The organism is Streptomyces sp. NPDC046759 (assembly GCF_040645475.1).
In the GTDB taxonomy this organism is placed as follows: domain Bacteria; phylum Actinomycetota; class Actinomycetes; order Streptomycetales; family Streptomycetaceae; genus Streptomyces.
The window spans coordinates 115045-127771 of the sequence record NZ_JBEYYJ010000027.1; the positions used below are offsets into that span (position 1 = coordinate 115045).

Annotated in this window: 11 protein-coding genes and 1 riboswitch; of the genes, 6 read left to right on the forward strand and 5 right to left on the reverse strand. The window is 71.9% G+C overall.

Annotated features, from left to right (window positions below; all coding sequences use genetic code 11):
* Positions 1 to 9: 9 nt before the first annotated feature.
* A riboswitch (SAM riboswitch) is annotated at positions 10 to 152 on the reverse strand.
* 160 nt (positions 153 to 312) lie between these two features.
* Both ABZ919_RS31050 and ABZ919_RS31055 read left to right on the forward strand, forming a co-directional pair.
* Positions 313 to 1257: a glucosyl-3-phosphoglycerate synthase gene (locus tag ABZ919_RS31050; RefSeq protein ID WP_361254148.1), complete on the forward strand. Its 945-nt coding sequence runs from the start codon at positions 313 to 315 to the stop codon at positions 1255 to 1257.
* 74 nt (positions 1258 to 1331) lie between these two features.
* On the forward strand, positions 1332 to 2780 hold the full coding sequence (locus tag ABZ919_RS31055; RefSeq protein ID WP_361254092.1) for a trehalose-6-phosphate synthase: 1449 nt from the start codon (positions 1332 to 1334) through the stop codon (positions 2778 to 2780).
* Here the strand turns inward: ABZ919_RS31055 and otsB are convergent, their stop codons facing one another.
* Genes otsB through ABZ919_RS31070 form a run of 3 tightly spaced genes read right to left on the reverse strand, consistent with a single transcriptional unit; the run spans position 2781 to position 5206 of the window.
* Positions 2781 to 3647: a trehalose-phosphatase gene (gene otsB / locus ABZ919_RS31060; RefSeq protein WP_361254094.1), complete on the reverse strand. Its 867-nt coding sequence runs from the start codon at positions 3645 to 3647 to the stop codon at positions 2781 to 2783.
* Positions 3648 to 3683: 36 nt separating this feature from the next.
* Positions 3684 to 3908, reverse strand: coding sequence for a DUF3263 domain-containing protein (locus tag ABZ919_RS31065; protein ID WP_361254096.1), 225 nt, complete (start codon positions 3906 to 3908; stop codon positions 3684 to 3686).
* A 35-nt stretch (positions 3909 to 3943) separates the two neighbouring features.
* A complete protein-coding gene (locus ABZ919_RS31070; protein ID WP_361254098.1) occupies positions 3944 to 5206 on the reverse strand; it encodes an extracellular solute-binding protein in 1263 nt (420 codons plus the stop codon).
* Between the two features lie 142 nt (positions 5207 to 5348).
* Here ABZ919_RS31070 and ABZ919_RS31075 point away from each other — a divergent pair, with 142 nt between their 5' ends.
* From ABZ919_RS31075 to ABZ919_RS31085, 3 genes are all read left to right on the forward strand, one after another.
* A complete protein-coding gene (locus tag ABZ919_RS31075; protein ID WP_361254151.1) occupies positions 5349 to 6329 on the forward strand; it encodes an ROK family protein in 981 nt (326 codons plus the stop codon).
* A complete protein-coding gene (nagA, locus tag ABZ919_RS31080; RefSeq protein ID WP_361254100.1) occupies positions 6329 to 7474 on the forward strand; it encodes an N-acetylglucosamine-6-phosphate deacetylase in 1146 nt (381 codons plus the stop codon). The genes ABZ919_RS31075 and nagA overlap by 1 nt, the downstream gene beginning before the upstream one ends.
* Positions 7475 to 7596: 122 nt before the next feature.
* Positions 7597 to 8526, forward strand: a complete 930-nt coding sequence (locus tag ABZ919_RS31085) for a 1-phosphofructokinase family hexose kinase (protein ID WP_361254102.1) — start codon at positions 7597 to 7599, stop codon at positions 8524 to 8526.
* Between the two features lie 417 nt (positions 8527 to 8943).
* Here the strand turns inward: ABZ919_RS31085 and ABZ919_RS31090 are convergent, their stop codons facing one another.
* A complete protein-coding gene (locus tag ABZ919_RS31090) occupies positions 8944 to 9876 on the reverse strand; it encodes a carbohydrate-binding protein (protein WP_361254103.1) in 933 nt (310 codons plus the stop codon).
* A 116-nt stretch (positions 9877 to 9992) separates the two neighbouring features.
* Positions 9993 to 11648, reverse strand: a complete 1656-nt coding sequence (gene cdgB / locus ABZ919_RS31095; RefSeq protein WP_361254105.1) for a diguanylate cyclase CdgB — start codon at positions 11646 to 11648, stop codon at positions 9993 to 9995.
* 345 nt (positions 11649 to 11993) lie between these two features.
* On the opposite strand from cdgB, the gene ABZ919_RS31100 reads away from it, so the two are divergent.
* Complete coding sequence (locus ABZ919_RS31100) at positions 11994 to 12566, forward strand: flavin reductase family protein (RefSeq protein ID WP_361254107.1); 573 nt, start codon at positions 11994 to 11996, stop codon at positions 12564 to 12566.
* The last annotated feature ends 161 nt before the right edge of the window (positions 12567 to 12727 follow it).

Sequence of the window (12727 nt, forward strand, 5' to 3'; positions counted from 1 at the left end):
GGCCCTTTCTCCTCATCTTCCTCACGACGCATCTCGCCGTGAGACGGATTTGGCACCTTCCCTAGCCGGGAGCCTCGCTGCGAAGACGAGTACCGGCTGGAGGGTTGCCGGGGCTTCATCGGGCCGTGTCCCTCTGCCCCTCTGGATGAGCGGTATGCGGTTGTGAACGCGCGCGGACCCCCGACATGCGATGGTCATCGGCGTTGTTCAAGACTGTAACCGAAGGCCAGGACAGTTGAGATAGTCGTCCGAACCGCGAGATGGATCACACAGTCGACCCATGTGATCACGAACAGTGAGGAGCCGCAGACCGTGCTGGAAGAAGTCGAGCGCTGGCTGGCCACCCGCTCCTGGTCCGTGGCCGATCGCCCGCTCCACCGCATACTCGCCGCCAAACAGCGCACGGGCCAGACGATCAGCGTCGTGCTGCCCGCGCTCAACGAGGAGGAGACGGTCGGTGACATCGTCGCGGTCATCCGTCAGGACCTCGTCGAGCAGGTCCCGCTCGTCGACGAGATCGTGGTCGTCGACTCCGGCTCCACCGACCGCACCTCGGCGGTCGCCGCCGCCGCGGGCGCGCGGGTCGTTCACCGGGACGAGATCCTGCCCAGGCTTCCCGCCGTTCCCGGAAAAGGTGAGGTGCTGTGGCGCTCGCTGCTGGTGACCGGCGGCGACATCGTCTGCTTCATCGACGCCGACCTCAGGGAGTTCTCCTCCGACTTCGTCTCCGGGATCGTCGGCCCGCTGCTCACCGAACCGGACGTGGACCTGGTCAAGGCGATGTACGACCGCCCGCTGGCGGGGGCGGCCGGCCAGGGCGGCCGGGTCACCGAGCTGATGGCCCGTCCGCTGCTGAACATGCACTGGCCGCAGCTGGCCGGATTCGTGCAGCCGCTGGGCGGCGAGTACGCGGCCCGGCGCTCGCTGCTGGAACAGCTGCCGTTCCCGGTCGGGTACGGCGTGGAGCTGGGCATGCTGGTCGACGCCCTGCACCTGGTCGGACTGGACGCGCTGGCGCAGGTGGACGTGGGCGTGCGCAAGCACCGGCACCAGGACGGGCAGGCGCTGGGCCGGATGGCGGCGGCGATCTACCGCACCGCCCAGCTCCGGCTGGCCCGGGGGCATCTGATCCGGCCGGCGCTGACCCAGTTCGAGCGGGGCGAGGAGGGCTTCGAGCCGCGCACCTACTCGGTGGACACCGAGGAGCGGCCGCCCATGGTGGACATCGCGGAGTACGCCGAGCGGAAGGTGGCGTGAACCGGTCGTATACGGCGGCGTGCCGGACGTGGCCGTACGTTTGAGCGTTTCCGGGCCGGGCTAGGTTGAGGACCATGGCTTCCACGCACGGTGCTGTTCAGAGAGCTCAGGTGCTGGTCGCGTCCAACCGCGGCCCGGTTTCGTACACGGTGTACGCCGACGAGGGGACCGGCGGGCCCGGCTCGCTGCGCGCCAAGCGGGGCGGCGGCGGGCTGGTCTCGGGCCTGTCGGCCATCGGGTCGGACGCGGACTCGCTGTGGGTGTGCGCGGCGCTCGGCGACGGCGACCGGGAGGCCGTACGGCGGGCGGACGGCGGGGTGCTGCCGGCCGAGGACACCGGCGGGCAGCGGGTGCGGATGCTCGACATCGACGCGGCGGTGCACACGGACGCCTACAACGGCATCGCCAACTCGGTGCTCTGGTTCGTCCACCACATGCTGTACCAGACCCCGCTGGAGCCCGTCTTCGACACGGAGTTCCGGCGGCAGTGGGCGTCCTACGAGGCCTACAACCGGGCGTTCGCCGAGGCGCTGGCCGAGGCGGCGGCCCAGGGGGCGGCGGTGCTGGTGCAGGACTACCACCTGTGCCTGGTCCCCGGGATGCTCCGTGAGCTACGCCCCGACCTGCGGATCGGCCACTTCTCCCACACCCCGTGGGCGCCGCCGGACTACTTCCGGCTGCTCCCCGACGACATCGCGGCCGCCCTGCTGAACGGCATCCTCGGCGCGGACCGGGCGGCGTTCCTGACCCACCGGTGGGCGGACGCGTTCAGGGCGTGCTGTCATGCGGTGCTGGGACCGGAGGCCGCCACGGACACGCGGATCGGGGTGCACGGGCTCGGCGCGGACGCGGACTTCCTGCGCAAGCGGGCCCACGAGCCGGACGTGGACCAGCGGATGGCGACGCTGCGGGAGGAGATCGGCGAGGGCCGCCGCGCCGTCGTGCGCGTGGACCGCACCGAGCTCTCGAAGAACATCGTGCGCGGACTGCTGGCGTACCGGCAGCTGCTCGACGACCACCCCGAGTGGCGGGAGCAGGTGGTGCACGTCGCGTTCGCCTATCCGTCGCGGCAGGACCTCGCCGTGTACCGCGACTACACCGCCGAGGTGCAGCGGGTGGCCGACGGGATCAACGCGCGGTACGGGACGCCCGGCTGGACCCCGGTCGTGCTGCACGTCAAGGACGACTTCGCCCGCTCCCTGGCCGCGTACCGGCTCGCCGACGTGGCGCTGGTCAATCCCATCCGGGACGGCATGAACCTGGTCGCCAAGGAGGTGCCGGTCGTCTCCGACGAGGGCTGCGCGCTGGTGCTGTCCCGGGAGGCGGGGGCGTACGAGGAGCTGGGCACCGACGCGCTCGTGGTGAACCCGTACGACATCGGGGGTACGGCCGAGGCCCTGCACGCTGCGTTGAGCATGCCGGCGGCCGAGCGGGCGGAGCGCTCCAAGCGGCTGGCCGCGGCGGCCACCGCGCTGCCGCCCGCCCGCTGGTTCCTCGATCAGCTGGAGGCACTGCAGCGGTAGCTACGGCAGCCGGGCCGCCAGCGCCCGCAGCAGGTGGACGACGCCGGCCGGGCCGTCGACCACCACGTCCGCCCGCTCCGCCAGTTCGGTGACCTCCGTGCTGCCGCTGCAGACCAGCAGGCCGGGGATGCCGTCGGAGCGGAGCTTTTCGACGGCGGCGAAGGCGGGGAGGTCGCCCAGGTCGTCGCCGGCGTAGAGGACGGTCCCGGCGCCCGTCTTGCGGACGTGGTCGGCGAGCGCCACTCCCTTGTCCATGCCCGGCGGGCGCAGCTCCAGGACCATGCGGCCGGGTTCGACGATCAGGCCGTGGCGGGTGGCGAGGTCGGTGAGGGGGCCGCGCAGGGCCTCGAACGCGGCCTGCGGGTCGTCGGCGCGGCGGGTGTGCACCGCGACCGCCCGGCCCTTCTCCTCGATCCAGGTGCCGTGCCAGGCGCCGGCGCGGTCCAGCACGCCCGGCAGTTCGGCGCGGACCGCCGCGACGCCGGGGTGCGGGGCCGGAGCGGTGACGGTGCCGGTGGCACCGTCCCAGCGTTCGGCACCGTAGTGGCCGAGGACGGTCAGGTGCTCCAGGCCCGGCACGCCGGAGAAGCCGCCGTAGCGCACCGCGACCCCGGCGGGCCGGCCGGTGATCACGGCGACGGAGGCCACCTTCGGGGCGAGGGCGGCGAGGGCCGACAGGGCCTCGGGGTGGGCGCGGGCCTGCTCGGGGTCGGCGACGATGGGGGCCAGGGTGCCGTCGAAGTCCAGACCGACGAGCGCGGTGCGCGGCTGCGCGAGCAGAGCGGTGAGTCCGTCCCGGCCGGGCCGGGTCTGCGGGGTCGGCAGGGGGTCCATCGGGTGGGTCGAGTCCGTCGTATGGGTGCCCATACGGCGACACTATCCGCGAAGGGCCCCGTCCACTCCTCAGCGCTCCGAGCGCCGGGACTCCCGGACCCGGCGGAGCCGGTTCACGGTCACGGGATCCAGGGCCAGAGCCCGCTCGTCGTCCAGCAACGCGTTCAGCAGCTGGTAGTAGCGGACCGGGGACAGGCCCAGCTCCTCGCGGATCGCCCGTTCCTTGGCGCCGGGGCCGGGAAAGCCCCGGCGCTCGAGCGCGAGGACGGCTTGTTCGCGGTGGCCGAGTTCCATGGCAGCCACCGTAGCGCCGGGCACCGACAGAGGGCTCAGTTCTTGCTGTTGCTGTCGGCCGCTGCCGCCGTCGCCTGGAGGCGGGTCAGGACGCCGGCCGGGTCGCCGCCGGGGGCGACCGCCTGGCCGATGTTCTGCTTCACGGCCGCGCTGACCGACGCCCAGGAGGTCTTGCCGACGGGGTACAGCTCCGAGGTGGGCAACTGGTCCAGGAAGGGGTGCAGGGCCTTGTCGGACGCGGAGTCCGACGCGCTCATGGCGTTGGAGGCGGACGCGGTGACCGGCAGCAGGCCGTACTCGCGGGAGAAGCCGAGGACGTTCTTCTCGCTGTAGACGAAGTCGAGGAAGTCGCCTATCCGGTCGCGGTGCCCGCCCTGCTTGAACGCCATCATCCAGTCGGCCACCCCCATCGAGGCCCTGGCCACGCCGGTGCGCCCCGGCATCGGCACCATGCCGAACTGCACGCCCTTCTTCTGGGCCTGCTGGATCAGCGTGGGATGCCCGTCGACCATGCCCACCTGGCCGTCGGCGAAGGCGGCGAAGGCGGTCGCGCGGTTCAGCCTGCCGGGTGCGACGGGGCCGGTCAGACCCTTGCCGACCAGGTCGTCCTTGAGCCAGGTGAAGGTCTGGACGTTCTGCGCGGAGTCGATGGTGTAGGTGCCGATGTCGTCGGTGTAGCCGTTGCCGCCGTCGCTGCCGCTGCTGCCGCTCAGCAGCCACTGCATGGTCTCGGCCTGGGCCTCCTCGGGGCCGAGCGGCAGCGCGACGGGGTACTTCACTCCCTTGTCCTTGAGCGCCTTGGCGTCGGCGGCCAGCTCGTCCCAGGTGGTGGGCGGGGTGAGGCCGGCCTTGGCGAACAGGGTCTTGTTGTAGAAGAGCACGCGCGTGGAGGCCGCGAACGGGATGCCGTACTGCGTGTGGTTCCACTGCCCGGCCTCGGAGAGCGGGGAGAGGAAGTCGGCCTGCGTGCGGATGGAGAGCAGATCGGAGGCCGGGTAGAGCTTTCCGGCGGCCGCGTAGTCGGCGTAGGCGCCGATCTGGGCCATGTCCGGGGCCTTGCCGGCGTCGACCATGTCCTTGACCTTGCGGTCGACGTCGTTCCAGGAGTAGACGCTGACGTCGATCTTCACGCCGGGGTGCTGGGACTCGTACTCCTTGACCAGGGAGTCCCAGTACTTCTGGGAGCTGTCGGCGGCGGAGTCGCCGTAGTCGGCGGCGACGAGTCTCAGTGTCACGTCGGAGGAGCCCGTACTCCCGCAGCCGCCCAGAACCGTCGTCATGCCCAGTGCGGACACCATCGCGATCGTTCCTGCCGTACGCCGACGCACCCTCAAAGCCCCAACCCTGCTGTCTGACCGTTCAATATATGGACACATAAGGTCTACACCACGTGAGTGGACTAGACCTCTCGCGGGTGCGAGGGTCACACTAGGGGCCGTGGTGAGACATGTCATCGCCCTGGACGTGGGCGGTACCGGGATGAAGGCCGCCCTCGTCGGCGACGACGGCGGGCTGCTCCACCGCGCCCGCCGCGCCACCGGACGCGAGCGCGGACCGGACGCGGTGGTCGGGGCGATCCTCGACTTCGCCGCCGAGCTGCACGCGTACGGCGCCGAGCACCACGGGGCACCGGCCGTCGCCGCAGGCATCGCGGTCCCGGGCATCGTCGACGAGGAGCGGGGCATCGCCTCCTACGCCGCCAACCTCGGCTGGCGTGACGTGCCGCTGCGCGCGCTGCTCACCGAGCGGCTCGGCATCCCCGTCGCCCTCGGCCACGACGTGCGCACCGGCGGCCTCGCCGAGGGCCGGATCGGCGCGGGCAGGGGGGCGGACCGGTTCCTGTTCGTGCCGCTCGGCACCGGGATCGCGGGCGCCATCGGCATCGACGGCCGGGTGGAGGCGGGCGCGCACGGCTTCGCGGGCGAGATCGGCCACGTCGTCGTGCGGCCCGGCGGCACTCCCTGCCCCTGCGGACAGCACGGCTGCCTGGAGCGGTACGCCTCCGCGTCCGCCGTGAGCGAGGCCTGGGCGACGGCCTGCGGGGACCCGGACGCGGACGCCGCCGACTGCGCCGAGGCCGTCGCGTCCGGCGACCCGAACGCCGTCCGAGTCTGGCAGGAGGCGGTCGACGCGCTCGCCGACGGCCTGGTCACCGCGCTCACCCTGCTGGACCCGCGCACCCTGATCATCGGTGGCGGACTCGCCGAGGCGGGAGAAGTGTTGTTCCAGCCCCTGCGGGACGCCGTCCGGCAGCGGGTCACCTTCCAGAAGCTGCCGGCCATCGTCCCCGCAGCCCTCGGCGACACCGCCGGCTGCCTGGGCGCGGGCCTGCTGGCCCGCGATCTCCTCGGCACCGCCGGCCCCGTCCGCACCGCCCCCGACCCCACCGACCCCACCGACCCCCCGGAGGTAACCGCCTGATGGCTCCCAGCTTGGTTCTCGCAGGTGCTCGGGTGGTGCTGCCCACCGGGGTCGTGGACGACGGGCGCGTGGCCGTCGACGGCACGAAGATCACGGCCGGCGCTCCCGGGGACGCCGATGTGATCGACGTGACCGGCCACTGGCTGGTCCCCGGCTTCGTGGACATCCACAACCACGGCGGCGGCGGAGCCTCCTTCTCCGGCAGCGCCGAGGACGTGCTCAGGGCCGTCCACACCCACCGGCTGCACGGCACCACCACCCTCGTCGCCTCCACCGTCACGGACGAGATGGACGTGCTGGTCCGCCAGGCCGGGCTGCTGAGCGAGCTGGCCGAGCAGGGGGACATCGCCGGCATCCACTTCGAGGGGCCGTTCATCTCGCCGTGCCGCAAGGGCGCGCACTCCGAGGAACTGCTGCGCGACCCGGACCCGGCCGAGGTCCGCAAGCTGCTCGACGCGGCGCGCGGCAAGGCGAGGATGGTCACGCTGGCGGCCGAACTGCCGGGCGGCATCGACTCCGTGCGGCTGCTGGCCGAGCACGGCGTGATCGCGGCGATCGGGCACACCGACGCCACCTACGAGCAGACGGCCGAGGCCATCGGCGCGGGCGCCACCGTCGCCACCCACCTGTTCAACGCGATGCCGGCCCTGAACCACCGTGCGCCGGGTCCGATCGCCGCCCTGCTGGAGGACGAGCGGGTCACGGTCGAGCTGATCAACGACGGCACGCACCTCCACCCGGCCGCGCTGGAACTGGCCTTCCACCACGCGGGGGCGCACCGGGTCGCCTTCATCACCGACGCGATGGACGCGGCCGGCGTCGGCGACGGCCGCTACATGCTCGGCCCGCTGGAGGTCGAGGTCAGCGAGGGGGTGGCCCGGCTGGTGGAGGGCGGCTCGATCGCGGGCTCCACGCTCACCCTGGACCGCGCGTTCAAGCGGGCGGTGACCGTCGATCGGCTGTCGGTCGAGGACGCCGTACAGGCCCTGTCGGTCAACCCCGCCCGTCTCCTCGGTCTTTCCGACCGCGTCGGCTCCCTGGAGCCGGGCAAGGACGCCGATCTGGTCCTGCTGGACGCGGACTTCGACGTCAAGGGCGTGATGCGGCAGGGCGAATGGGTGGCCGTACCGCCCCAACTGGACTGATCTGTCCGTCTTTTCCCGCGACGGCGGCCGACTCGTGACTGGGCCGGCCGCCGTCTCTTTGGCATGATCGAGGCCCCGGAAACCGATGACAGGCGACAGGACTTCGAGGGAGGTCGGCCCGGGTGATCCTCACGGTCACGCTGAACACCGCTCTCGACCTCACCTATCGCGTGCGGTCGCTGCGGCCGCACGCCTCGCACCGGGTCTCGGAGGTCGTCGAACGGCCCGGCGGCAAGGGTGTGAACGTGGCCCGGGTGCTGGCCGCGCTCGGGCACGAGGTGACGGTCACGGGATTCGTGGGCGGCGGCACCGGCCGGGCGATACGTGACGGGCTGGCCGGGATCGCCGGGCTGACGGACGCGCTGGTGCCGGTCGCGGGGGCGAGTCGGCGCACGATAGCCGTGGTGGACGAACTCTCCGGCGACACGACCCAGCTGAACGAGCCGGGCCCGCAGACAGCGCCCGCCGAGTGGGGCACCTTCCTGGACCGTTACGAGGAACTGCTGGACGGCGTCCGTGCCGTGGCCCTGTGCGGCAGCCTCCCGCCCGGCGTGCCGGTCGGCGCCTACGCGCATCTCGTCCGGGCCGCCCGCGCCCACGGCGTCCCCGTACTGCTGGACACCAGCGGCGAGCCGCTGCGCCGAGGCGTCGCGGCCCGCCCCGAGCTGATCAAACCCAACGCCGACGAACTGGCCGAACTCACCGGCTCCCACGAGCCGTCGCGCGCCACCCAGGACGCACGCCGACGCGGGGCCCAGACGGTCGTCGCCTCCCTGGGCGCGCAAGGCCTCCTCGCGGTCTCCCCGGAAGGCAGCTGGCAGGCCGCCCCGCCCGCCCCCCTCCACGGCAACCCGACCGGCGCGGGCGACTCGGCGGTGGCCGGCCTCCTGTCGGGCCTGGTCGAGCACCTATCGTGGCCGGACCGCCTGGCGCGCGCGGTCGCCTTGTCCGCGGCGACCGTGATGGCTCCGGCGGCGGGCGAGTTCGACCGGACGGCGTACGAGCAATTGCTGAGCCGGGTGTCGGTGGGCGAGGGAATCAGCGCCGCGTAGGACGCCTACTTCCCTTCACTCTCTTTCGAGGGAGAAACGCGACCCAGGAGTTCCTCTGCGATGGTGCTGAGGAGTCCGTCCTCCTCCGCGCTCGACTCTTCCTCGGCGGAGGTTTTGGCCTCGCGGCCCGTTCTCGTGCCGTCAGCCCTCGGCTTGAGCTGAGCGATGGGCCCCTCAGCGCTGGGGGTGGGCTTGTGCGGAACGGCCGCGGACGCACCGGCCGTTCCGAGCAGGGCGAACAGGACAGGGGCGGCGATCGCGACGGCCAAGGCTCTACGTGATGTACGCATGGTTTCCACCTCGTCTGGGACAACGTCACCGCCAAGTTGTCCCGGCGATCGTTCCGAAAAACCGCTCACCGGACCAACCACCCGTACGGCCGAGCAACTCCCCGGCCGGTCCGGGATCGGGGGCCGATCAGCTGCCGACCCATCCCTTCACCAGCCAGAGCCGGTCGATGAGGGCGTCGCACTGGTTGCCCTGTCCGCAGGAGAGGGAAACGGTGTTGGTGCCCTTGTTGAGCTGGACGTAGTTGTAGGTCTTCGTCCAGCCCTTCTCGTAGTCGCCGCCGGCGGCATTCGCCCAGTTCTTCAGCTTGACGGGCGTGGTGGACGGCGTGCCGTTGACCGTGAGCGTGGCGCTGCCGTCCTTGCCCGGGACGCTGTAGCCGACGTACACCGAGTACTTGCCGGCCTCGGGGATGCCGTCGAACGTCCACGTGATCGCGGCACCCTGCTGGTTCAGGCCTGTCACATAGCGGCCGTCCGAGGACTGCGCGCCCTTGACGTCCGACGCCACGGTCGCACCGCCCGAGAGCTTCACGGAGCTGTTCGCGGCATCGACCTTCGGCAGTTCGCCGGCCGCCGCCGAGTTGCTCCCCGACGGGCTCGGTCCCTGGCTCTGGGACTGGGTCGGGGTCGTGGCGGACTGGTTCTTCTTGCCGTCGTCCGAGTTGCCGTTGATCATCGCGACGCCGATGCCTATGACGACCGCGGCGACCACCGCGATCGCACCGATCAGCAGGCCCTTGGTGTTCGGGCCGCGGCGGCCGGGCCCGGGCTGGGCCGGCGGACGGGCGGCCGGCGGGGCGCCGCCGGGGACGGTCTCGGGGGCCTGGTAGTGCGCGTTCGGCTGGCCGTAGGCACCCTGCTGCTGCGGAATGGTCGGCTGGCCGTACTGCGGCTGCTGGCCGTACTGGCGCTCACCGACCGTACGCACTCTGCTGACCGAGTTCGGGTAGCCGTAACCGCCGGACGGCGGCTGGGCGCCTCTGGCCTGGCCGTCGGCGTACAGATAGCCGAACGGGTCGTCGTCCTCGGGCGTGCTCGGGCCGTTTTCGCCGGGCGTCATCCCTTGGTCTCCTCAGCAGGTGCGGGTGGATGGGTACAGGTCTGGAAAGGCGAGCCTACCCGCTCTGACTGTGCCAAACGGGTGACTCGGACCGCATCAGCTCGCTGACCTGGGGATCACCCGGCGCGTCGGTGCTGTTTGGGACGAGATCGTTTCTCTACGTACATCCGCTCGTCCGCAGACTTCAACACTTCGTCCGCAGTCATGCCGCAGTGTGCCCATCCGATGCCGAAGCTCGCGCCCACCCGGACGGCCCGGCCCTCGGCGCGGATCGGCTGGATGATCTCGTTGCGCAGCCGTACGGCGAGGTCCTGGGCGTCGGCCCGGCCGAGGCCGTCGGCGAGGATCACGAACTCGTCGCCACCGAGCCGGGCCACCGTGTCGCCGTCGCGGACGCCGCGCGAGAGGCGCCGCGCGACCTCGATGAGGACCGCGTCGCCCGCGTTGTGCCCGAACCGGTCGTTGATCGACTTGAAGCCGTCGAGGTCGCAGAAGAGCACGGCGAGACCCTTGGTGCCGTCGTCGCGGTCGTCCTCGGGGGCGACGGTGTGCACGTGGTGGTCGTAGGCGTCGAAGCCCTCCGCGCCCGGACGGAAGTCGAAGCCGTGGCCGGCGACGGCGTCGAAGGCCGGGTGGCCGTAGGCCGCGTCCAGGGACTCCAGACCGCCGGCGTGGGCCGGACGCCGGCACAGCCGGGCGGACAGCCGTGAGCGCAGCTCGGCGGAGTTCGGCAGGCCGGTGAGCGAGTCGTGGGAGGCACGGTGGGCGAGCTGCAGCTCGCGGCGCTTGCGTTCCTCTATGTCCTCGACGTGGGTGAGCAGGAAGCGGGGGCCGTCGGCGGCGTCGGCGACGACGGAGTTGCGCAGCGACACCCAGACATAGGTGCCGTCGCGGCGGCCCAGGCGGAGTTCCGCACGGCCGCCCTCCGCCGAGGTCCGCAGCAGGGTGCCGATGTCCTCGGGGTGGACGAGGTCGGAGAAGGAGTAGCGGCGCATCGCGGAGGCGGGGCGGCCCAGCAGGCGGCACAGGGCGTCGTTGGTGCGCAGTATGCGGCCGTGCTGGTCGCCGCCCATCTCGGCGATGGCCATGCCGGACGGCGCGTACTCGAAGGCCTGCCTGAAGCTTTCCTCGCTCGCCCGCAGGGCCTGCTGCTCGCGCTCCAGGCGGACCAGGGCGCGCTGCATGTTGGCGCGCAGGCGGGCGTTGCTGATCGCGATGGCGGCCTGGAAGGCGTACATCTGCAGGGCCTCGCGGCCCCAGGCCCCGGGACGCCGGCCGTTGCGCGGCCGGTCGACGGAGATGACCCCGAGCAGCTCGCCGGAGGAGCCGCCCTGCACGCCCGGGGTGTACATGGGGGCGAAGAGGCGGTCCGAGGGGTGCCACTCGTCCTCGAAACGGGGCGCGGGCCCGTCCGTGAACCACTGCGGGACGTCGTCGTCGTCCAGCACCCAGCCCTCGGTGTGCGGTATGAAGATGAGGTCGCCCCAGTGCTCGCCCATGGTCAGCCGCCGCTCCCAGGACTCGCGGGAGCCGACCCGGCCGGTGATCAGCGCCTCGGCGGCGGAGTTCCCGGCGAACGCGGCGACGACGAGGTCGCCGTCGGGGCGTACCAGGTTCACTGCCGCCATCTCGTACCCGAGAGCTTGCACGGCGCCGTCGGCGACGGTCTGCAGTGTGTCCGCCAGGCTGCGTGCCGTGTTCATGTCGGCCATGACCTGGTGCAGCTGCCGCAGGGACGCAAGACGGACATACGGCTCCGACTCGGTCTCCATGCTCGCCCTCCCCCCGAGACCTCGCAGCGAATCAAGGGTTGTCTTCGGCGCTTCTTAGGGTGCCTCTTACGGTGCGTTCCGGTTTCCCCGCCACTGAATCACAGCGCGCTGCCCACTCGGTACACAGGGTCAACAATTCCCGGCCCTTGTGACTCAAGTCACAGGCAAACGTGAACAATTGAGTGGAGTTTCTGCGCTTTCTCATGCGTTTGATGACCACAGGATGTGTGGGTTTATGCACAAAGCGTGCCCCGGCGTCTCCGGGCGGTCGGCCCCTGGTCCTAGGACCCGTCTCGGGCCAGGGCCCGATGCGGCCCGCGCCGTGCGGAGATTAGCGTTTCCGGCGTGCTGAAGCCTCCCTCCCCCACCGCCGTCGCCGCTTCCGGGCATGCTGAGGGGGTGAGCAACGACGAGTTCCGGGCCGCGATGTCCCGACTGGCCGCCGGGGTGGTCCTGGTCACCGCGCAGGAACCGCCGCTGGACCCGGACGACCCGAGCGCGCCCGGCATGGAGGACGTCGGCATGACCGCCACCGCCTTCCTGTCCGTCTCCCTCGACCCGCCGCTCGTCCTGGTGAGCCTGCGCGAGGGCTCCCGCATGGACGACCTGCTCGACGAGCAGCCGCTGTGGGCGGTGTCGGTCCTCACCGAGAGCCAGCGGCACATCGCGGGCCGCTTCGCCATGAAGGGCCGCATCAGCGACCGCCTGCTCTTCGAGGACATCCCCTACGTCCGCGGCGAGGTCACCGGCGCCCCGCTGGTGGGCGGTGCGCTGGCCACGCTGGAGTGCCGCACCGAGCAGCGGGTGGCGGCCGGCGACCACACCCTGGTCATCGGCCGCGTCCTGACCGCACACGTCCCGAGCGCGGAGGGCGGACCACTGCTGTACTTCCGCGGCCGCTACCGGCAGTTGGGCTGAGCGGACATCGCCTGGCTGGAGCGCCGGGAACACGCGGTCGGACCGGTCGTGACGTCGCCGGCCGAGGCGTGCGTGCACCCCGCCGGCGTCGCCCGGCCCGGCTGTTCGTGGACGACGACCGCCCGGTCGGCTTCCTCAGGGCCTTCCAGAAAGGCGTCGAC